Genomic DNA, 22,762 nt, shown 5'->3' with positions numbered 1-22,762 from the left:
AAGACTAAGAAGTCTTCAGTGTACCGATAATAGTATGATATCAAAATAACCAGAACGTCTGGCTAAATGCGCCATTGGCCGCAACATCCCAGGCTTCTATACGTACCCATTTCCGGCCGGCCAGTTTGCTGGTGAACCGGAAACTTTTTTCTCCGAAAGCTTCAGTATCGGTCAACGTTATCTTCTCCCTGTATACTTTCTCACCGTCGCCGGAGATGATCTCAACGAAATTCATCGGGTAGGTCCATTTGAGTTTGAGCTCGATGGTCGCAATACCATTAGCAGGAAGCTGCAGACTATCGCCCGAAACATGACCATTTACCTTTAGTGATGGCATCAATACTTCGCCTGTGCTGCTAAAGAAGCGCCCGTGCTGCATGGCGTCGAGGATAGGCAGCCAGCTGTCTTTATAAGCAGGCAGTTTATCAAGCATGAGATAATTCACGTTCATGTGTGCATACATCTCGTTGCGCTGTGTTATAGTGAACAGGTCAGCTTCACTGATGACAGTCTTTTTTGTGCCCCAGTTGTTCATGTCATCCATCAGATCGAGCACCCTTTTGCCAAGACGAGGTTGCGAAAGGTCTGCCGGCATGGCCTTCCAGGCAGCGCCCATAAAGCGGTCAGATAAAAAGAAGGCTTCATGGTTATATATGTCGGGAGTATTCACTGATCCTTTTGTACGGGGATGTGCCGTCCAGGCCAGTCCCTGTTCATCTTTCAGCAGTTGCAGCATTTCTTCCTTGTTACCGATATGATATACTTTTCCATAACCAGGTTTATCTTCTACATAAGGCTGGCCCTGCTTGCGGGACATTACCCAGTAAACCGGCTTTGGAAAAATGTCAAGCCAGTGGCCACCGAAGAATTCATTAGGTTCTTCTCCGGGCAATAGCAGGAACTTATTGTCTGACTGCTTTTCGCACAGGTCAAAAAGTGCTTTCAGCTGCGGCAGGCGTTTCTCATCAGGACCACGGGGATCGGCAGTGTAATGGAACTCCGCAAGATGTACAATGTCCACTCCCAGGTTCTTGAAGACCTTTACGAACTCAGGCTGTTCCGGCACAGGCTTGCCAGCCATTATAACATTCATCACAAACTCATTGTGGAAATGGCTGGACATGGTCTTGAAGCCAGGTAATTCAGCATACTTATCGTTATGTGTAAATGTTTTCAGTGCAGTAAATGCGGCAGCATCATTATCCTGGCTGAGCAGGCAGAAGAAATTAAGACGTTGTTTGGTACCGGGAGGCGCATTGAACCAGGGCACGAAGCGTTTATCTCCCTGTAGTTCCTGCCGTATGCCAATGCCATAGCCATTCACCATTTTCCGGTATTGATCGCCATACCAGGTGAAGTCAAGGTTGAAAGCTTCATCCAGTGGATAGAAGTATTGATGAGGAGGAGGAAATACGGCAATAGCGCCTTGTCTTCCTGATGCAGCAATAGCCCTGTACTTCACAGCAAGATTGCGCGCAGTATCACTGGAAATGACCTTTGTCTGCTGCAGACTATCACCCGTGTTCATCCATGAAATGTTTTGCCAGTCGGGTTTAGCGCTCACCATGCCGGCATCGAAGACGATAGCGTCGGCTGGTGCTTCCGTGCTGATCACAGCAGCCACATTGAATAGCGGACTTCCATTATAGAACGTAATTTCCAGCATGCCGGAAAACTTCTCTGCCGCAATGGGGCCAACACTGGCTATCGTACGGCTTCCTTCCGTTCTCACAGATACCGATGTCTTTTTTAGGCTCAGTAGATAACTTTGATATGGCCTGTTAGGTACCTTATCAAAAAATATATTCCAGCCATTCTGTGAAAGCAGATCTCTTTTACCAACGGTCATCACAAATGCAGGATCTACACCTGCGGTGATCTGTTGCTGACCGAGCGATATCGTTTTGAAGAGTGGTTGTGAAGCAGTGAGATCCAACACTACCTTGCCTTTAAGTGAATTGCCCGCAGGCCAGTTAATCTCCAGTGATTGCCCTTGCCGGGTAACTATTGCGCCATTAGTCTGCTTATAATTTTTCAGATCTACTTTTGTCTGCGCAATGGCAAACACGGTCACGAATAAGGCGATCACGGATAATACGTGGAATTTCATACGCTACATTTAGCTCCCCAAGATAAGTTATCAATGAGTTATGTGCAAGCATATGAAAATAGTCTGGAAAAGTTTGGTCAATTTATATGAGATATTCTCAAAAAAAGAAGCCTTATAAATCATCCGATTCATAAGGCTTCAGATCTTTATATGTTATAGTAAATACCTGATTTAACTGGTATTATTAGTTATCTGATCACTGTGATAGTGCCTCTGAAGAGGAAGGTCGTACCGTCTTCGCACATTGTCTCCATCGCATATACATAAGTACCGATCGGTGCAATCTGGTTCTTCCAGGTGCCATCCCAGCCTATAGCAGAATTATTAATCGGGAAATGCGTTCTTTCAAATACCATGCTGCCCCATCTGTCATAAACACGCATCCATTTCACTTCTTTTATACCACGCCCTTTAGGATAGAAGCGCTCGTTCTGTCCATCCCTGTTAGGCGTAAATGCAGTTGGCAGGAATACAGCGCCTTTGTCGCACGTTACCTTTACGAACACTTCATCTGTAGCCTTGCAGCCATAACTGTTCTCTACCTCTACAGTATAATTTGTGGACAGGTTAGGCAATGCCTCTGGTGCCGGGCAGGTAGGACAACTAAGGTACTCTGGCGGCGTCCAGCTCCAGTTCAGAATATCCGTGCTTCCTTGTCCGCGGAGTGTGAAAGGTACACCGGCCATCACTGCACGATCAGGTCCTGCGTTGACAGTAGGCGAAGGGTGTACAGCTACTGACAATGATGTATCGTGTGTAAAACATCCGTCAGCGTCGTAACCGGTTACCTCATACGTGTAGTTGCCCACAGCACCGATCGTCGCGATCGGATAAGGAACGTTCGCGTCGTTCAGTCCTTCTCCTTTCCATACATAGTGATCGGCGCCAACTACCCATAAAGGCAGTATATGTCCCAGGCACAATATGGTATCCGGTGTGGCCTGTATCCTGAAGGGCTGGGCTACGCGGATGCTTACCTCATCTGTATTGCTGCAATTATTGGCATCGGTTACGGTCACCTGGTAGGTAGTGCTTTCTTTAGGTGCTGCCACAGGATTGGATATTGTCGCATCGCTCAGGTCCAGGGCGGGCGACCATTGATAAACAACACCACCACCGGCATTCAGTGTAGTGCTGTTGCCCAGGCATATGACTTCAGGTGTGGCAGTGGCATTGATCACCGGTTTAGGCAGGATGTTAATATTGTGGAGGGCTGTATCGCTACAACCATCCTTACTGATAACAGTGAGCACTACTTGTGCAGCGCCGGTTTTGCTGTATGTCTGGTCGGCTGGTTGTTTTACATTGCCGGTATTGCCGTTGCCGAAATCCCACTTCCAGGTAACATCATTCACCTTTGTTACTGCTGCACTGAAGCTTACCGGCGCATCCTGACAGGCTTGCGGAGGACCGCTTACAGTCAATACCGGTTTCGGATAGGCATATACTGTTTTGCTCACCGTTTGTATACAACCAAAGGCTGTGGTAGTGGTCAGCGTGAAGTTATATGCCTTTGGTTTTTCCAGGTAAAAACGAGGAGTGCCGGTGGTATCTTTTTCAGCCTGCATACCTGCTTCATATGTCCATTTGTATTTCGCTTCTTTCTTCAGTTCATCAATGGAATAGCTGTTGAATTTAGGTGCAAAACTGATCCAGCCTTCATCACATACAAACTCCGGCACAGATGCCAGTTCTACATCGAGTTTGTCTATCACGATAGGGTCCTGGAGGAAGGCAGTTCCTTTACAGCCTGCCTGGTCAGAGAGGATGAGGCGAGGTTTATATATACCAGGATCTTTGAAGGTATGTTTGATGATAGAATCAGTTGTTTCCATCACGATACCATCTGTAAAGTCCCATGCAAAATTAATAGCAGTTGCCGCAGCCGTTACTTTGAACTCGATCTCTTTTGTAAGACAGCCGCCATTGGATGATGTGGCAATAGTAGCATAAGGGCCTTTCACTTCCACTATTTCCTCATACTCATCTTCAGTATCGGCGTCGCCTACCACTTTCAGCTTCACTTTATACTTTCCTGCATACGTGTAGGTATGGGAAGGATTGCTTATAGTAGAGAAACTGCCATCGCCAAAATCCCAGTATGAACTGGTGGCGTTCACGGACGTATTGGTAAAACGGGCTATCACCGGTGGACAACCACTATTGTTCACAAACGAAGTAGTAAAGGTATAGCTTGCACTGACACTGGAAACCTTGATCTGTTTTTTGGCGCTATCAGAGCACCCGTTATCGTCTTTTACGAGCAGCTTAACTGTATATATGCCCTTATTAGGATAGTTCTTTGACGGGCTTTCATCCGAAGAAGAAGTATTATCGCCAAAGTCCCACTGGTAGGTAGGATACCCGCCAGTTTCTGTAGTGTAGTTATAGAACCATACATCGCCGCCCGGCGGTATCAGTGAAGCGCTCGGTTCAAAATTAGCATTGGGGCCATTCACCTGTAGTACGGAACCACCAGCGGAACTGGTACAGCCATCCTGGTCGGTGACAGTTAATGTCGGATAGAAGTAACCGGATTTATTATACGTGTATTTGAAAGGAGGTGCGGTAAATACTTTCGCAGGGGTGCCATCGCCGAAATCCCAGCTCCATGTCTTTATCGGTTTTCCTTTGGATATATCTGTCTGGTCCTTGAAGGTGAGCTCTGTGCCCCGGCATTCAAGCACGGGCGGAGAGAGGAATTTAGCGATAGGCCCGTGTACATTTACAACTACCTTATTGCTGCTATCAGGGCATCCCTGCAGGTTATACCCAACAAAGCGGATAGTATTCTTACCCGGCTGCATATTGGTGAAAGTCGCCGTTTCATAATTGTTATTCCAGTCGGGGAGAGTGCCGTCTGAAGATAGCCATGTATAAGACCAGGTGCCATATATACTTCTGTCCATAGCCGTTACACTGGCCTTGAGCGTTTCGTTGCCGCACAGTGTTGATTTATCGGTGGTAATTGTAATGGGCGCAGGAGCATACACATTAATGTTCATGGAGTCTGTGCTGGTACAGGTACCGTCGGTAACGGTGAGCCTTACCAGGTAATTACCTGTCCGGTCATATTTGTGCTTAACAGGAGTTGTTTTTGTCGTGTATGCGTTCTGCTTTCCATCTCCCCAATCCCATGTCCATTTGGTAATGGTGCCGAGCGATTGTTCATCGAAGCCGATCTCCGTCCGGTTGTCACAGTCTATATTCTGCATAGAAAAGCGGGGGAACGGGTTTACGGCTTTGATATATGCTGTTTTGGTAATTGATTGGCTACAGCCATTGTTTGAAACGGTCAGTGTCACTGAATAGGTGCCGGGCTCGTGGTAGCTATGCGCTGTGTTTTGACCGGATCCATAAGAATAGTCACCAAATTCCCAGCTCCAGGTATCGCCTACGTCACTTTTTCCATTGAAGTGTACCCAGTTGTTACCACAGATCTGTGGCGCTTCGGGGGATGAAAAATCAGGTGTAGGTTTTTTATACACGCGGACAGCGTTTGTGTAATACAGGCCTACTGTTCCTTTACAACCATTGGCGGTTGTATAGGTCAGTTTTACCGGGTATGTACCTTCTTTGTTATACGTGTGTGTGGGAGTTGGGGCAGTCGATTTAGGGCTGCCATCTGCAAAATCCCATTCATAGCTGGTGATGGCTTCGCCGGTATTTACTGAAGCGTTGAATGTTGGTGTAAGTCCTACGCAACCTTCAGTAACATTCGCGGATACATAGACCTCCGGTTTCAATACATTCACGTAATGCTCAGCAGTACTGGAGCAACCTGAAGCATTGGTGGCGGTAAGTCTTATATTAAAATATCCCAGGCTATTGTAAGTAACGGTGGGATTCTGCGAGGTAGATGTTTGTCCGTTACCAAAGTCCCAGCTCCAGCTGGTAGCACCCTGCGATTGATTGGTCAGTTTCACAGTAGCGGGCACGTCACAGATAGCCTGCTGATCGGTAGTAAAACTGGCCTGAGGCGTAGGTTTGACTACATAATCTTTGGTCACTTTTTCCTGGCACTTGTCGTAGTCGGCCGTCATGGTCACCTTTACCGTACCGGCGCCGGCAGGGTAGTAAGTGGCAGTCACGTCGGAACCATAACCATAGATAGAACCCTTGTCAACACTCCAGGTAACGTTGGCCAGTGGATTATTAGTGGCGGTAAAGGTAGCGGTACTGTTCTCGCAGATACTGGCAGGCAGCTGAAAATCTGTTTTGAAGTTCGCTACATTGATATCTTCAGATGTTTTGGTAGCAGTACATCCTCTATCGCTGGTAACAGTCAATTTTATCTTGTAGACTCCTCTGGCGGTATACTTATGTGCGCCAGGGTTAGCACCTGCGGCGGTGCTGCCATCTCCGAAATCCCATTTATAGGTAAGGTTACCCGGACCGGTAGAGGTATTGGTAACGGTCAGTGATCCAGGGGCAGTACAAAGGAATTTATCAGATGGGGTAAAATTGGCTACCAGGGAAGCACCCGCATCTACAATATTGCTGATCTGTTTTGATGCCGTACAACCATTACTATTGGTAATGGTGAGCGTAACAGTGGGGGACAAGACGTTATTGTAAGTATGAACAGGATTACTGCCTGAACCGGTAGCGCCATCTCCGAAATCCCAGGTATAGGCAGAGATAGTGCCATTCACAGGATTTGATTTATCCGTGAATGTAACGTCAAAGGGAATACAACCTTTGGCGGGGCTGGCGGTAAAATCCGGTTTAGGTTTTCCCCATACGGTAACAGTATTTGTAGCAGTACTCGTGTTGCCTGCGGCGTTCTTCACTGTCAGTGTTACCGTGTAGTTGCCGGGAGCAGTATAAGAAGCGCTGGGGCTCTGCTCTGTAGAGGTAAAACCATTACCAAAATTCCATTGCCAGGAAACGGGGTTGCCTGTAGAATTATCTACGAATTTAGTGATGAGACTTTCGCAATCACTGGTCTTACTTGGCGTAAAATCAGCTTTTAATTGCGCACGAACAGAAACGCTTAACAAAAGCATTATAAAAAGTACAGAACAGGCAAAGGCAACTCTCGGGGTTGCGTTGGCATAAAGGGACATAACTTGTAGTTGGCGCGGGGAAAGTAAGCAAAAATCCCGATACCAGTTGTTATCAGTTGTTAATGTTAGCCTTGAATGGCTCTACGAAGAATAAGATAAGGTCATATTATGGGTTACGTGTATGTATGATTGTCTGCTTCCCTTGATACATCGTTGCTTGTGTCTTCCCGACAACAATAGAGGTATCAAGAGAAGCAGATAAGAGTATCATCATCAGCTATTCAGCAATTTTGCTTTTTCCTGCTGGAATTCTTCCTCCGTCAATACGCCGGCCGCTTTCAGTTCCCCCAGTTTTTTTAATTCGTCCATTTTACTTGATGCAACTTGCGGAGTGCCTTGTTTATTCTTTTTAGCTTCAGTGAGCTTCTTCATGATCAGCTCATATACTTTCTCCATTTCATCGCCAACTTTAGAGGTGAATGCTCTTAACACAACGGTATTTTGATCTTTCATGCTTTCATTCGATGATGATAAAAGACCTACTTTGGCATTCGTTTCACTTGTTCCTGGAACGATAACCTTGAAATACCCGTTTGCGAAAAAACTGGGCTTCTTGTATTCAACAGTGGTTATGTCGCTGAAGAAGAATTTTCTGTCTCCTGAAGATCCGCCCTGGCTTACAAAGCCTCCAAACGTTGCGCGGGAAATGGCGATGTGGTCGTCAAAGACCATTATTTTACCGTTTTGTCCTTTGAATTCTGCTAACATGTATTGTTAATTAAGGTTAGGGATACTTCAAATATATTTAAAATTTATATTTATTTCAGCTGATTTTCAACTTCATTCCTCCTCATGACCCATCTTGATTAGTTTATGAATGAGAAAGGAATCAAACCGGTTCTTGAACCAGATTAAGATTCAGGAAAAATTGCACCCCTACTTTTGTGGAGTAAATAATTAGCAGGTCAGGAGCCGGCGTTTGTGCCAGTAATAAGAGCAATGGAAAAACACGCCGGAACTGACTTCATTAATAACATCAAATAGATTTTATGAAAAAGATATTACACATCAATAGCCATCCTTTATTTGAAAAGGGGACAAGTTCAACAGTTCAATTAGCGAAGCATGGATTAAGCCTGCTTCAGGCACTTCCTGATGTTGAGATTGAGACTTTAAACCTATATAGTAAGGACATATTCATTCCACGGGTGGATGAGCTGATGTTCTCTATGTGGAGTAAACAGGGGAATAACATTACCCGCGAAGAACAACTTATTTTCGATGTGCAGAACCAACTGATAGATCAATGGATAGCGGCGGATTACATATTCATATACAGTCCGCTTCATAATTTCAATGTGACCGCTAAATTCAAAGATTATGTAGATAACCTGATGATCGCGGGAAGGACGTTCAGGTACACAAAGACAGGTTCTGTGGGCTTACTGGATCCTGCCAAGAAGGTTGTATATGTTCAGAGCAGTGGAAGTGATTACCGATCAGATATCACTTATGTGAATGCTGATATTGCACCTCATTATGTTCGTACGATATTGAGTTTTATGGGCATCAAACATATGCACCTGATAAGCGCACAGGGATTAGATATGAGTAGTAACGACCGTGATGAAGTGATATCAGATGCAAAGCGGGAGATCACTAAATATATCCGGACCCAGATTGAGGCCCCCCGGAATTACCGGATGCTTAGCAGTGAGGTGTAACTTTTACAGCACTTGACCGTTTTAAGAATGAGGTGCTTTGATGTACTGTAGAAATCCCGGGACCTATATGTAGGGGTAGCTGTCTGAGAGACAATCGTTAATCATTTCTCACTATCTTAAAACCAAAAGAATGAAGCTGTCAAAATCGCTACTTAGCGCCATCGTGATCGGCATTGCCATCCAGACGACCGTCGTTTCCTGCGGGAAGGACGATCAGCCCAAACCCAAAGATAAGACCAAGCAAAATCAGCCTCAACCCATGGGAAGCTGTCCTGCATGTGGCATGGGTTGATAACTGTATTCTGATATTCACGCTGTAATTCCAAAAAGGTGCCTAAAATATTATCCGCCGTTGCCTGTAACCTGGATACAAACATTCTCGCAGCATGTTTGCCTTTGATGGAGGAGTCCAGGGTAGAAGCCATAGAATGGTCTTTTGATGCATTATACAAGGTAAAAGAAGTGCCTTCCTGGTTCCGGGAGCTACTGACTGCCTTTAGCGATGAGAAACGGCTGATCGGCCATGGTGTTTTCTTTTCCCTTTTTTCCGGCAAGTGGTTGCCTGAACAGGAAAACTGGCTGAAGCAGCTGGAGCAGACCGCTGCGGAGTTCCGGTTTGACCACATCACGGAACACTTCGGCTTCATGACAGGTAAAGATTTTCATCATGGCGCTCCGCTGAACATTCCTTATACTGCTACTACGCTCAATATTGGGAGGGATAGGTTAAAAAGGATCTACAATGCCTGCAGGGTACCTGTCGGTTTGGAGAACCTGGCCTTTTCTTATTCGCTGGATGAGGTGAAGCGGCATGGCGCCTTTTTGGAACAGCTGCTTGAGCCGGTGAACGGATTTATTATTCTTGATCTTCACAACCTATACTGCCAGCTCCGGAATTTTGATATCGCATTTGATGAAATGATAGCCCTGTATCCATTGGACAGGGTCCGGGAGATACATATCTCAGGTGGCAGTTGGGAAGACTCTGCAGCGGCTCCTGAACGCAGTATAAGGCGGGATACACATGACGATGCAGTACCTTCTGAGGTTTTTCAATTGCTTGAGATGACCATTGGAAAATGCCCGCAACTGAAATATGTGGTGATGGAACAACTGGGAAATGGTTTGGTAACAGATGCGAGCAGGCGCGCCTTCTATGATGATTTTCTTCAAATGGAGGAGATCGTTCGTAAGAACAGTGATGAGAGTAACACAGGTTCCTCCGATCTCTTTCTTCCGTTGTCGTCGTTCTCAACAGATATCGCAGTTGAAGATATGGCGTTATATCAGCAACAGCTGGAACTTTCTTCCATTCTTGAATCAGCTGTTTCCTATGAAGATGCTATGCAGGTGCTCACACACTCTTCTCTGGCCAATTCAGACTGGCAAATAGAGCAATGGGAACCTTATATGATCGAAACTGCTGTTAAGATTGCGCAGAAGTGGAAAAAGTAGGTAGCCTGGAGTTATTGACGCGCGACAATCTTGATCTCTACCAGCTGATCTGGTAGTGCCAGTCCACTCACTACGACAATCGTACTGGCTACGCTTTTGGGGTTGGTATAAAAGGTGGCTTTATTATCCCGCCTGGCCTCGAATGCCGTCTGCATATCCAGGACGTACAAGACTTCTTCTACGACATCATCCATCGTCATATTGAAGCGGGATAATAAGGTTTTAATATTCGCATAAGTTTGTTTCATCTGTGCTTCCATGCCTTGTGCCAGTACACCTTTTTCATCATGGCCGAGCTGTCCTGCTATCCATACCGTATCTCCTTTCTTTACCGCTTGTGCATAACCATAATCGTCTTCCCAGGGCATTCCCAGGGCTTGAGTTTCTTTGTTTTGATGTTGCATATGTCTTTATTTTATCGTTAATGAATGATGATATCATTATCATAAAGCCAGCGCCATCCGAAATAAACTATGGTAAGGTAATTATATCGCCAACGCTGATAGTGCCACTCCCGTTAAATAACAGATTTTGTCCAAAGTAGATCTTCTGATTTTTTGCACGGTAGGTACTGAGGGTCTTCAGCGGTTCTTTTGCTTTTACACCTGTTTCCTGATCAATAGTGGTAATGACGCAACGTGCACAGGGTTTCACGCCGGAGAATTGTATATCCCCAATGTTAAATTGTTTCATGTCATCTTCCTGGAACGGTAACCCTCCCGTAAATACTATATTGGGCCTGAAACGATTCATGGGCAATGGTGATGTTAACCTGCTATTGAGGTCATCAAGAGAAGCCTGGCCAATGATCAGCAAAGGATAGCCGTCAGAGAAGCTGGTGATCTCCTGGTTATGTGCATAGTTAGCGTCTACTGTCCTCTGTGTACTATCAGGCATATAAACCAGTCTGCAGGGCATGCCGAGATGTTGACTAAACCAGGTATCGGCTTCGTCGCTTACACGTTGAGCTACGCAGGTATCATCCCATACAGATACCGTGATGGTTTCTGATGTTAAAGGCTCATAAGGGATCATGATAAGATCTCCCGTTCTTTTATCAGTAACAAGCAAATGTTCTTCCCCGATAGTGGCATTCAGGAATGCCATGACAGCTACTTCCCGTTGAGAAATAAAACGATCATTTTCATCTATGAGCATCCATCTCCTGTCGTACTTAAAACCACGATCTGTAAGTGTGGCTGCCGGCAATGAAAATCCTCCTAATGATTTAACGGGATAAATATATAAGGCGCTAACTGTAAGCATAGGTGTAAAGCTACTTAAAAATTGTTTTTCCGGATTGTATAAGCACTGGCATCTGATGCATTGTTACTCACTACAATAATCCCTATCTTTAAAATTAAAACCCCGGGGTTATGACTTTCGCTGACTTTTTCCACATCCTTATCCTGCTGGGCTTTTTCCAGGGCGCTATTATGAGCGTGCTGCTTTTCTTCTCTAAAAAGCGATCGCGTCCAAACCGCCTGCTGGGCGCCCTTATATTATTGATAGCGCTGGCCTGCCTTAACCTATATCTCTTTGAGTCCCCCTGGTTCACTAATAATCCCGTTCTGAACCTGTTGGGCAATCTTATTCCACTTGTTATTATTATGCCCGTTGGCCCACTGTTGTACTTCTACATTAAAAGTACAATAGATCCTGCCTTCAGGATCACCCGTAAGGAAAAGCTTCATTTTTTGCCTGTAATAATTGATCTGGGGACGGAAATAATTACTGTAATATATATCGCAGGATTATTCTTAGGCTTTTCAATGCCTGAACCGTCTACCCTGGGTCTTTTTATAGACGATTATAATGTGTATGCCGATATTCCCCGCTGGGGCTCAATAACTGTATACCTGTGGTTATCGGCCAGGTATCTGGCAGGAGTAGGACCGGAGAAAAGTTCCCACAGCCAGTGGCTGCATCAGTTCATTCGTCTTTTCCTTGTTTTTCAGATCATATGGTTCGCCTACCTGGTGCCTTATGTAATACCATCGCTGACCAATAAAGTGCTGGATGCCGTAGACTGGTATCCGGTATATATTCCACTGGTAGTTTTGATTTACTGCCTGGGAATAAAAGGCTACCTGATGGCGCCGGAAGAATTGCCTGTTGCCAGGAAAAGTGTTACGCCTCCTTCTGAGGAGGTGGTAGGAGAGGCCGTACCATTATTGTTGAAGGCTATGGAAGAAGATCGTCTGTACCTGGACCCCGAGTTGAACCTGACGTTGTTATCCAGGCATACCGGCCTACCCCAGAAAACCATTTCACTTGTGCTGAACCAACACCTGGAAAAAAGCTTTAATGAATTTGTGAACGGGTACCGGGTAGAGGCCTTTAAACAAAATATCGGGCAACTCCAGCAGGATAATATGACTATCCTGGCTATGGCTTTCGACGCCGGCTTTAATTCGCAGGCTACTTTCCAAAGAGCCTTCAGGGCCAATACCGGTATGTCGCCCCGGGAATACATGACCAGGCACCTGGAAAAAGTTGCCAAAACCGGAAAATGAGCACTAAAATGTTATTCAAGTCCGGATTTGAGTAGACATAACAGTCTGAAATAGCTTGCTTTGTTGGAAAAAAGGAAGATGAAACACCGCTTGCGTCTTTGTTTGTTATTATTGATCCTGTTGGCTAACCAGGTTATTGCGCAGGAGAAGTTTTTAACGCTTACCGGGAGAATAACCGATGCCGGTAATCAGCAACCCGTTATTTCTGCCAATATCCAGGTAAAAAATGGCAGTATTGGTACAGTAGCCAATGCCGAAGGAGCGTTCATTTTTAAAATAGCTGAAAAATTCTGGCAGGACACTCTGCTGATCTCCTGCATAGGTTATAAGTCCATTAAGATGCCCCTGCCTTCCGCCAACTTACAGGATATGGATATCCGCATGGAGCCTTCCGTTTACCTGCTGCCCGCAGTATCGGTAAACATGCGTGATGGCTTTGGCATCCTGAGAAAGATGCTCAGCCGTATTCCGGAAAACTATGACACTGCCGATGTCGGCCTTACCGCATTTTACAGAGAGAATATCCGCCTGGCGGGAGATACGATCAACTTCAATGAATCTGTACTGGATATTTATAAAACGTACCATACCGACCGGGACCATAAAGATCAGGTCCGTATTCTTAAAGGCCGCAAGAAGAAGGTGGACTGGAGTAAAGATCCGCAATTGTACAATTGGATCGGTAATATTTTGAACACGGCTTACTCTTCTCTTAATGAAGACTTGCAAAAATACCTTGACGCAAAACGTAATATTCTGAATGAGCGCAATTTCAGGTACTATATCTGCGACTATAAGGAAACGATCAGGGAGGGCGATCGAAACCTGTTAGTGTTGCAACTGCTGCCGAAGGAAGAGAGCCGTAAAGCACTCGTAAAGGCAAAGTTTTATATTGATGAAGCTGACATGGCACTGGTAAAGTGTGAGATGGAGACGACCCCGGCCGGAGTCGATTATTTGAACAGCCATCAGAAGGGAGGTATCAGCTATACGATCATGTCTAAGGTGGTAAAGGCGACCCTCGACTTTACAAGGATCACGATGGTGATCACCTATAAGAAGTACCGTAACAAAACCTACCTGAGTACCGTACAGCGTCACTGGGAGTGTGTGGTGAACAGCAGGAAAAGGAATATGCAGGATGTACAATGGATCGGCGATTTTCATCTGCTGGTCACTGATGTGAATAAGGACAGTATGCAACGTTTTGCTACCGGCATCAGCAACGACAGGTCATCCATGAACAATGAGGTTGGAAATGAATACGATGCTGCTTTCTGGGAAAATTACAATATTCTGTTGCCTGTACTAGCTGATTCATTGAAGCCCCAAAAAGAAGCTGCGCCACCTGCCAAAAAAGTTACACATGTATCTAATCGTCAGAATGGCTTTACCCGTGGGGATACACTACGAGGTATGCTTTCTCCGCTTCGTACTTGTTATGATGTCAGCTTTTATCATCTTGATGTAGACATAAACCCCGATGCCCATTTCCTCAAGGGTAATAATACGGTCCGGTTTAAGGTAATCACTCCGTTTGACCTGATGCAGTTAGACCTGTATGCGAATATGCGCATTGAAAAGATCCTGTATGGGGATCAGCAGTTATCATATACCCGTCAGGATGATGCTGTATTTGTCAGGTTCCCGGACGCTTTACCTGCGGGTGGAGAAGAAACGATAGTTGTGTATTATGAGGGCATACCTCAGTCAGCCGATTTTAATATCCCGATGTGGGGTGGTATACTGTGGGATAAGGACGAGCAAGGTAATCCGTGGGTACAGGTAGTATGCCAGGGATCTGGCGCCAGCTTATGGTGGCCGAACAAAGATCACTTGTCTGACGAACCTGACAGCATGCGTATCTGGATCACCGTGCCGGATGGTTTTGCTGAGATATCCAATGGAAGATTACAAGGGAAGACACCGATGGGGGGTAATAAAACACGCTATGAATGGTTGGTAAGTTACCCGATCAATAATTATAACGCCACCTTTTGTATCGGTAAATACGCTCATTTTAAAGATGCCTACATCAGAGGTGCCGATACACTGACACTAGACTATTATGTGATGCCTTATAACCTGGAACGTGGCAAAGCAATGTTTGCACAGGTAAAGCCAATGCTGGCTTGTTTTGAACAGCATTTTGGAAAATATCCCTTCCCCCGTGACGGTTTTACATTGCTTGAAAGCCCGTATGCCATGGAACATCAGAGTAGTGTATGTATAGGAAAGATCAAAGAAGGGATGCGCCTGGATTATTGTCCAATGATCTGGCATGAATCTGCGCATGAATGGTGGGGCAATGCGATCAGCTGTAAAGACATTGCTGACATGTGGATGCATGAGGCGTTTGCCACCTATGCAGAAGGTCTGATGGTGGAATGCAGTATCAGTAAAGAGATGGGCGTGGCATTCATGGGGGAACAAAGAAAACAGGTAAGTAACCGGGAGCCGGTAACGGGTATATATAACGTAAATCACATACACTATGATATCGGTGATATGTATACTAAAGGGAGCCTGATGTTAAATACATTGCGCTTTGTGTTAGACAATGACACGTTATGGTTTAACCTGCTAAAGGATGTACAGGCGCGTTTCCGTTATCAGACACTTTCGGCTGATGAGCTGGTAGGTTATATTAACCGGCGTACAGGAACGGATTATACGGCATTCTTTAATCAGTATTTGAAGTATACCAGCCTGCCTAAACTGGAGATATCATTGAAAGAACAGGGACGCAATTTGCAGCTGAAGTACCGCTGGCAGGCAGATGAGCCAGGGTTTAAAATGCCGGTGAAGGTAACGGTAGCGCCTGGCCGGTTTGGCTTCATCTATCCAACAGCTAATTGGCAGATGATAACGCTGAAGCAGATGAAGGACGATGACTTTGAGGTGGATGAAGATCATTTTTATATAGAAGTAACGGAAGCCTGAAATATTTTTCAGGATTGACTGTAATCAAATTATTTCCGTAAATTGAATATCCGGATATATCTACCAGATGAATTGTACCTCAATAACCAAAAAATCGAGTAACATCACAAACCTCAAGTAACATCACAAACCTCAAATTCCATTTCTTATGAACAACACACAAACCAGAATTTATGCCGGAGGCGCGTTTGCCTTTGGCCAAAATGGCGCTGTAGAAGCAATCCAGACCGGTGAATATTCAACACTGGTACTTTGGTCTGTACATGTGAATTCAGACGGTAACCTTATTTTTAACAACACCCCATTTGTAACGAACGGAGTTTATTCAGAAGCTCAGCCGATGAATTTACCTGCACGTCTGGCAGAGCTAAGAAGTAAAGGCATTGGTATTATTTTCTCTGTTGGCGCCGGTGGTACCAGCGACTTTCAGAACATTTCGAAGTTTGTACAAAACGGTGTACCTGGTCCCGGAAACCCGTTATACGACAACTTCAATGCGTTGAAACAGGCAATGGTTGCAGCAGGTGGAGACATAGACGCTATAGACTTCGATAACGAAGACTATATGAACACTACGACTATGGTGAACTTCGGATTGATGTTAGGAAATATAGGATATAGCTCTGTTACATTCTGTCCGTATTACGCCAGTGAAACCTGGAGTGATACCTTTCAGGACCTGATCAATCAAAGGGGGAATAACTTTGTTAGCGCAATACATCTGCAATGCTATTCAGGTGGCGCCGGAATGGACCCCCAAACATGGGGTGCTATTATTAAGAGAATTAATCCCGGTACGCTGTTAATTCCAGGTCTGGGGGCTATGCAGTCGAGCGGTTGGTGGCAGAATAACGCTCCAGGCTCGAATGTTGTAACCAAACAGGCAGTAGCGATGTATGGAAATGCCGACTGGTCGGGTATGCTCCGCCAGGGCACTTACAACAGCCCCGATGCGGCAATGCAGAGCATGTTAGGCGGTGAAACTTTCTTCTTCTATTGTAATGAGACTATCATACTACCTACAGGTACATTTCAGCCGAATACGGCAGTATTCTTCGGAGGAGCACCATGGTGGGGAAGTGCACCTCAGTGTACAGGATATGAGTTAAGCGGACAATGCACGAATACTTATAATGAGGGAGGTGCATGCCCGAGTGACTTACAAAACCAGTTTCAGGCCTGGGGCGGTCAGAAGTATCCTGTTGATGGAGGATTTATCTGGATGTATGATTCGATAGTGAATTGTACATTATCTACCTGCTGTAATGGAGTGAGTGAGAATAATACAGGAGCGCTGGCATTGGCCTATAGAAATGCCATTTACAATGGGTTGAACGCGGGAGCAGGGAACGCCTCCGAACCTGCGGGAGCGAAAAGGAAAAGTGAAAAGATAAGTTAGTAAATAACGTATAGGGAATTATAAAATGGCTACTTTAATCTTTAGGTTGAAGTAGCCATTATTTTTTCTTATTCCCTGGAGCCGAACATCTCTCTGTCTCTTTCTTCAGCCTTTCGCTGCTCCTTGTCGGCGGATGACTTGAAGACGCTTTTATTTGTGATATTAAAGTACTTTGTTTTGCAAAGTTATCGGGAAAGATTTATCTTTGTTAAAGAATCCAAAAACCTTTTGTTATGCGTACCTCAAGAATAAAATTTGTAGTCCTCTTTCTCGTTGCCGCGTTTGTCTTTCTATTTGGCACTACCGGGCTTTTAGATCAGGCGCCAGAGGCGTTCCTGGGATCAAGTGCTCAGCAAGGATGGCAATCTGTCGTGTCAACAATTTTATCTCCTGTCAAAATTATTCTGATAGGGCCTTTGTTACCTTTTATTAACTTTTTACATCAGGACCCGGATACACCACCTCCGTTTTTTCTTATAGGTTTTGCCTTTTACTGGACGTTCCTGGCCCTCGCGATCCATTATCTTCTCAGTAAAATGAGACACCAGCAGGTGAAAGGATAAGCGTCGTATGGTACGGATTCCGGCTCAAAAAAAGAAGCCCGCAGATATTGCTATCTACGGGCTTCCTTTTTTGATATCACCACTTAGATCTCGAATACATTCTCTCCGGCTTTAAGCTGGAACCTCTTCGTTTTCCATACAAAGGCGCCGGTGGTTTTTTGTGGAAGCTGGATCTTTATCTTCCACTTGCCTTTATCGAAAGTGTAAGCCGCCGCAATCTTTCCATTTGGGTGTGGTATCTCGCCGCTCACATTCTTTAAATCTCCCAGATGCGGTTCTATTTTTATTTTACGGAAGCCGGGCGCATCACTATCAATACCCAGCACTATTCTGAAGAACTCGATATTGGGACTGGCGCCCCAGGCATGGCAATCGGAACGGCTATTGGGCAGATCGGATATTTCGGCCCAGGTAGTTAATCCCATTTTGATATTATCGCGCCATACATCCAGCCATTTGAGGTAATCATTACCAAGTCCGCCTTTAGCCAATGCCAGGTGCAGGTAATACTTGAAATAGATGGTACATTGGGTCAGGGATTTATTGTTTAAAAGTTGCTTACATGCCTCGGGCAGGTCCTGTCGATTTACCATGCCTGTCAATACCGCCAGTGAATTCGCATGTTGTGAATAGACATCTTTTTCATTCGTGTCTGCATACAGTTTCTTGCCTGCATTCCAGTACTTGTTCCGGATGGTTTGTTTTAGCTGTGCTGCTTTCTTCCTGTACAGGTCAGCATATCCTGGCATACCCATATGTGATTCCAGTTCAGCTGCCCATTGATATGCCATCAGTAATTGAAGGTCAAGAATGGCTGATGCACCATCTGTGCCTTTTGGCGGCATTGCGAAATTCCATCCTTTGCCGCCTACCCAGTCAATAAAGTTCCAATAAGGCGTATTTCTTAACGAGCCATCTTCTCCCTGATACCTGCTGAAAAATTCCAGCACAGCGCGTGCTCCGGTCAATTTATTTTTAATGAAACTACTGTCAGCCCTATACATCCAGTAATCGTGCAATATGCCGATATACCACAAAGAAAAGGTGGAGATGATCTGTGTACTGCGGGTGGGCCATCTGCTTTGTGTAGCGCCTTCGGTGATACGTGAGTGGTCCATCAGATCAATAGCATTACGGGCCAGTCTGTCGTCACCGCTATTGTAGTAGCTAACCATTGCCTGTATGCGCGTATCGCCGATGTACTGCAACTGTTCATAATAAGGGCAATCGAAATAAGTTTCCATGGCGCAAAGGCGGGCGGTGCGCCATCCTATATCCAGTATATCCTTTATTTCGTTATTGCCGCTATTAAATGCAGCATTGAATTTGAAAGGGTAGCCGGTAAATACACCTGAGATATCATCTATCACCAATGGCTCACTTTGTGTATGCACCGTTACCAGGATATAGCGGAATGTTCTCCAGTAAAGGGTTGTATAAGACTGACCTATACTGCCGGCGGAGACGATGCTATCCATTCTTCCGTTGAAGTCTTTGCCTTCTACATCATTGCGGTTGCCTTTCCGGTCGCCAAACTTCTTTACGTTATCATAAAGGGATTCCGCATACCGCATTGAAATGCCTGCATTCTTACCCTTGCTAAAGTTTAAGTTGATATATGCATTGGTCAGGTGCGTTTGGTCCAGAAGGAAAGTAACGGTCGTATCGGCTGGAATGGTAATGGCTGTTTTTGCTGCCGGGAATGCAGACGGAAGCGTGATGCCGGTCGCCTTACGCACGAGAGGTATCCGCTCATAAGTTAGTTCCATCTGTGGCAATGATGAGGGGACCAACATCCAGGCCAATCCATCGCCATCACCTTTTAAATGGCCCTGGAACAGATGAGCGGCAGGTTGCCAGTTATTATCATTATAATTAACGGCCATCCAATCCTGCACGGATTGATCCATATTCACAAACTCACCTTTGCTGGCGGCAAAGAAGAAACCTCCGATGGGCTGACGTCCATTGTCGCGCATAAACTTCCAGGTGTTATTGGTATTAAGGACCTCTTCATTGGAAGAATTGCCTTGTATAATGAAGGCGGTCCTTACTGATATCTGGGCCTCGGGACGGTACTCAGATTCGTTAAAAACCAGTGCTGCCACTATATTCTTACCTGTTGTAAGGTATGGTGCGAGATCTACTGTTTCATAATTCCAGTAATAAGTATCTCCGCGTGCAGGCCCTAGTGATACCAGTGTACCATTGACGTACAGTTTATAACGGTTATCAGCCGATACATGGATAATGAAACTGGAAGGTTTTGCAGCAAGGTCAATTTTCTTACGGAAATAATATACCCCATATCCGGTACCTGGATCATTCTGCGGAGCAATCCAATGGGCATTCCATTGCCTTTCAGGTTGCGCGGCAGATTGGGCGGAATTGATTGCAGGAAACAGGAAACTGCAAAGCGTTAGTGCTAAGAAAAGAAACTTATTCATTCAGGACGTGGAATTAATTGAATGACCAATATAACAGTCTGCCATGTACTCAGTATCCTATACTATCCTGTTTCTGTAAAATATAGTAAGAAAGGACGGATAGAAGGGAGGAGCGGTATTCTTGCCGATGCATAAAGATGAAGGAGAGGGCTTTTGTGGATACTATTGTCTTTGCAATATTTTCAATACATTTAGAGACGCTTGTTTCACCTAAGACTATCCAAAATGCGATTGCCTGTCTTTCTGCTGCCATTACTCCTGTTTTTTTCAGTTGATGTATTCGCACAACAGCTGCCTGTCAATCCTTCATTGCTGAAGGGACAATGGCCGGCCAGTTGGATCACTTATCCGGATGTTCCGGGGCGTGCCTATGGCGTCTATCATTTCCGGAAAACATTTACACTAACACAACAGCCTTCGCAATATATCGTGCACGTATCGGCCGATAACCGCTACCGCTTGTTTGTGAACGGCACTGCTGTATGTAACGGCCCGGCCCGGGGTGATTTGTACAAATGGTACTTTGAAACGGTGGACATTGCGCAGTATCTAAAAGCAGGGGACAACAGTATTGCGGCCCTCGTCTGGAACATGGGAGAGGAGGCAGCAGTGGCGCAGATATCCAATCAGACGGCCTTTTTATTACAGGGCGATACAGACAATGAAAAAACTGTCAATACCGATGGTACATGGAAAGTTTGGGAGAACAAAGCTTATCATGCCTGCTCGAAAGATAATGGCCCTCGTTTGCACTCTTACATGGTGATCGGGCCGGGTGATAGTGTGCAGGCTGCCTTATATCCCTGGCAATGGGAGCAGACCGGTTTTAATGATGAACGCTGGCTATCTGCCAGAAAGCTGGTGGCTCCGGCTCCTTCAGGTTATGGAACAGATAACTTCTGGACACTTGAACCGCGCAATATTCCTTTGATGGAAGAATCAAAGCAACGTATCAATACGGTACGCCGTGTTAATGGTATTAAAGTGCCTGAAGGTTTTGCACAGGGTAAAGAATCATTGACCATTCCTGCAAATACGACTGTAAGTATCCTGTTGGACCAGAACTTTAATACGGTAGCTTATCCTGAACTGATAACAAGTGAGGGGAAAGGTTCCCTGGTGAGGCTTACATATGCGGAAGCCCTGTTTGGCAAAAATGGAAAGGGCAACAGGAATGATATAGAAGACAAGCAGATCATGGGTAACTATGATGTATTTGAGCCGGACGGAGGCAGTAAGCGATTATTCCGCCCGCTATGGCTGCGTACATGGCGCTACCTGCAGCTTGATATAACTACTAAAGAAGAACCATTGGTGATCGATGACCTATATGGCATGTACACCGGGTATCCTTTCGTGCAAAAAGCGTCATTTGCAAGTAGTGATACGTCGTTACAGGAGATATGGAATGTGGGCTGGCGTACAGCGCGTTTATGTGCAGGGGAGACCTATTATGATTGTCCTTATTATGAGCAACTGCAATACGAAGGAGATACACGTATCCAATCGCTCATCTCTCTATACGTTACAGGTGATGATCGTCTGATGCGCAAAGCATTACTTGACTTTTATCATTCCCGTGTGCCTGAAGGGTTAACGCAAGGGAGATATCCCAGCAACCGCTTACAGGTCATACCACCGTTTTCCCTTTACTGGGTGTCGATGATCTATGATTACTTCATGCATCGCCGGGACGATGAATTCGTTGGACAGTTCCTTACAGCAGCCGAAGGCGTATTGAACTGGTATGAACAGCATATTGATACTACAAAGAAGATGCTGGGACCTATGAAGTGGTGGAACTTTACAGACTGGAATCATGCATTTCCCAATGGTGTACCGGATGGTGCTACTGATGGTAATTCTTCCGTGATCACTCTTCAGTATGTATACACTTTGCAACAGGCGGCAGAGTTGTTCAGTTATTTTAATAAGCAACCGCAGGCTGCACGATACAGAAAGATAGCAGCCAGTCTGAGTAAGGGCGCTTACGATGCCTGTTTTGATAATGCTAAAGGGTTAATGGCCAATACACCTGTTCATAATACTTTCAGCCAGCATGCCAGCATTATGGGCGTGCTTACGGGTGCTATTCCTGTGGCCCGGCGACAGGCAGTCATGCGCAAAGTATTGTATGATACTACCTTGAGTCAGGCCACCTTTTATTATCGCTTTTACCTTACCCTCGCATTGAAAAAAGCAGAGATGGGAGAGTTATATTATTCACAGCTTACGCCGTGGCGTGATATGTTAAAGAACGGCCTCACCACCTTTGCCGAAAATCCTGATCCCACAAGATCAGATTGTCATGCGTGGAGTGCCAGTCCTAATTATGATTTTCTTGCCACCATTTGTGGCATCACTCCGGCAGCGCCCGGGTTTAAGAAAGTGCAGATCAAACCGCAACCGGGTGAGCTGCAGGAGGCAACGGGTAAGATGCCTCATCCAGATGGAGAGATTGCCGTAACGCTTGTAAGGAAGGGAACACAGGGTATTGATGCCACCGTTCTACTTCCTTCTTCAGTGACAGGAACTTTCATATGGCATGGTAAGTCTGTTCCATTGAAAGGCGGCAGACAGACGATTCGCTTATAAT

Annotated in this window: 14 protein-coding genes; 8 read left to right on the top strand and 6 right to left on the bottom strand. The window is 45.4% G+C overall.

What is annotated here, in order from left to right:
* Positions 1-40: 40 nt before the first annotated feature.
* The 3 genes from C7475_RS28170 to C7475_RS33205 all read right to left on the bottom strand — a co-directional run bounded on the left by C7475_RS28170 (position 41) and on the right by C7475_RS33205 (position 7,887).
* Positions 41-2,110, bottom strand: coding sequence for a hypothetical protein (locus C7475_RS28170; RefSeq protein WP_110056771.1), 2,070 nt, complete (start codon positions 2,108-2,110; stop codon positions 41-43).
* Positions 2,111-2,298: 188 nt separating this feature from the next.
* The gene (locus tag C7475_RS28165; protein WP_110056884.1) at positions 2,299-7,119 is read right to left on the bottom strand and encodes a PKD domain-containing protein; all 4,821 of its coding nucleotides are present in this window, start codon (positions 7,117-7,119) and stop codon (positions 2,299-2,301) included.
* Between the two features lie 273 nt (positions 7,120-7,392).
* Entirely contained in the window at positions 7,393-7,887 is a 495-nt protein-coding gene (locus tag C7475_RS33205) for an SHOCT domain-containing protein (RefSeq protein WP_199236302.1), read from the bottom strand.
* A 281-nt stretch (positions 7,888-8,168) separates the two neighbouring features.
* Between C7475_RS33205 and C7475_RS28155 the strand changes: the two genes are divergently transcribed.
* The 3 genes from C7475_RS28155 (at position 8,169) to C7475_RS28150 (ending at position 10,298) form a co-directional block, all read left to right on the top strand.
* Positions 8,169-8,843 carry an FMN-dependent NADH-azoreductase gene (locus C7475_RS28155; protein WP_110056770.1) on the top strand — a complete coding sequence of 225 codons (675 nt, stop codon included), beginning with the start codon at positions 8,169-8,171 and terminating at the stop codon, positions 8,841-8,843.
* A 130-nt stretch (positions 8,844-8,973) separates the two neighbouring features.
* Positions 8,974-9,135: a hypothetical protein gene (locus tag C7475_RS33080; protein WP_158286641.1), complete on the top strand. Its 162-nt coding sequence runs from the start codon at positions 8,974-8,976 to the stop codon at positions 9,133-9,135.
* Positions 9,136-9,173: 38 nt separating this feature from the next.
* Complete coding sequence (locus tag C7475_RS28150) at positions 9,174-10,298, top strand: DUF692 family multinuclear iron-containing protein (RefSeq protein ID WP_233259989.1); 1,125 nt, start codon at positions 9,174-9,176, stop codon at positions 10,296-10,298.
* An 11-nt stretch (positions 10,299-10,309) separates the two neighbouring features.
* On the opposite strand, the gene C7475_RS28145 is transcribed toward C7475_RS28150, so the two are convergent.
* Entirely contained in the window at positions 10,310-10,702 is a 393-nt protein-coding gene (locus C7475_RS28145) for a Rid family hydrolase (protein WP_110056768.1), read from the bottom strand.
* 67 nt (positions 10,703-10,769) lie between these two features.
* On the bottom strand, positions 10,770-11,564 hold the full coding sequence (locus C7475_RS28140; RefSeq protein WP_110056767.1) for an MOSC domain-containing protein: 795 nt from the start codon (positions 11,562-11,564) through the stop codon (positions 10,770-10,772).
* 110 nt (positions 11,565-11,674) lie between these two features.
* Between C7475_RS28140 and C7475_RS28135 the strand changes: the two genes are divergently transcribed.
* The 4 genes from C7475_RS28135 (at position 11,675) to C7475_RS28120 (ending at position 17,719) form a co-directional block, all read left to right on the top strand.
* Positions 11,675-12,814, top strand: a complete 1,140-nt coding sequence (locus C7475_RS28135; protein ID WP_110056766.1) for an AraC family transcriptional regulator — start codon at positions 11,675-11,677, stop codon at positions 12,812-12,814.
* A 78-nt stretch (positions 12,815-12,892) separates the two neighbouring features.
* A complete protein-coding gene (locus C7475_RS28130; protein ID WP_110056765.1) occupies positions 12,893-15,757 on the top strand; it encodes a M1 family aminopeptidase in 2,865 nt (954 codons plus the stop codon).
* A 148-nt stretch (positions 15,758-15,905) separates the two neighbouring features.
* Positions 15,906-17,156 carry a hypothetical protein gene (locus C7475_RS28125; RefSeq protein ID WP_110056764.1) on the top strand — a complete coding sequence of 417 codons (1,251 nt, stop codon included), beginning with the start codon at positions 15,906-15,908 and terminating at the stop codon, positions 17,154-17,156.
* A 233-nt stretch (positions 17,157-17,389) separates the two neighbouring features.
* A complete protein-coding gene (locus tag C7475_RS28120) occupies positions 17,390-17,719 on the top strand; it encodes a hypothetical protein (RefSeq protein ID WP_110056763.1) in 330 nt (109 codons plus the stop codon).
* 83 nt (positions 17,720-17,802) lie between these two features.
* On the opposite strand, the gene C7475_RS28115 is transcribed toward C7475_RS28120, so the two are convergent.
* The gene (locus C7475_RS28115) at positions 17,803-20,166 is read right to left on the bottom strand and encodes an alpha-L-rhamnosidase C-terminal domain-containing protein (RefSeq protein WP_110056762.1); all 2,364 of its coding nucleotides are present in this window, start codon (positions 20,164-20,166) and stop codon (positions 17,803-17,805) included.
* A 225-nt stretch (positions 20,167-20,391) separates the two neighbouring features.
* Between C7475_RS28115 and C7475_RS28110 the strand changes: the two genes are divergently transcribed.
* Positions 20,392-22,761 carry an alpha-L-rhamnosidase C-terminal domain-containing protein gene (locus tag C7475_RS28110; protein ID WP_110056761.1) on the top strand — a complete coding sequence of 790 codons (2,370 nt, stop codon included), beginning with the start codon at positions 20,392-20,394 and terminating at the stop codon, positions 22,759-22,761.
* Position 22,762 lies beyond the last annotated feature (1 nt).

The organism is Chitinophaga sp. S165 (genome assembly GCF_003182155.1).
In the GTDB taxonomy this organism is placed as follows: domain Bacteria; phylum Bacteroidota; class Bacteroidia; order Chitinophagales; family Chitinophagaceae; genus Chitinophaga.
The sequence above is the reverse complement of the archived record's forward strand: the minus strand, read 5'-3'. Positions and strand labels throughout refer to the sequence as shown.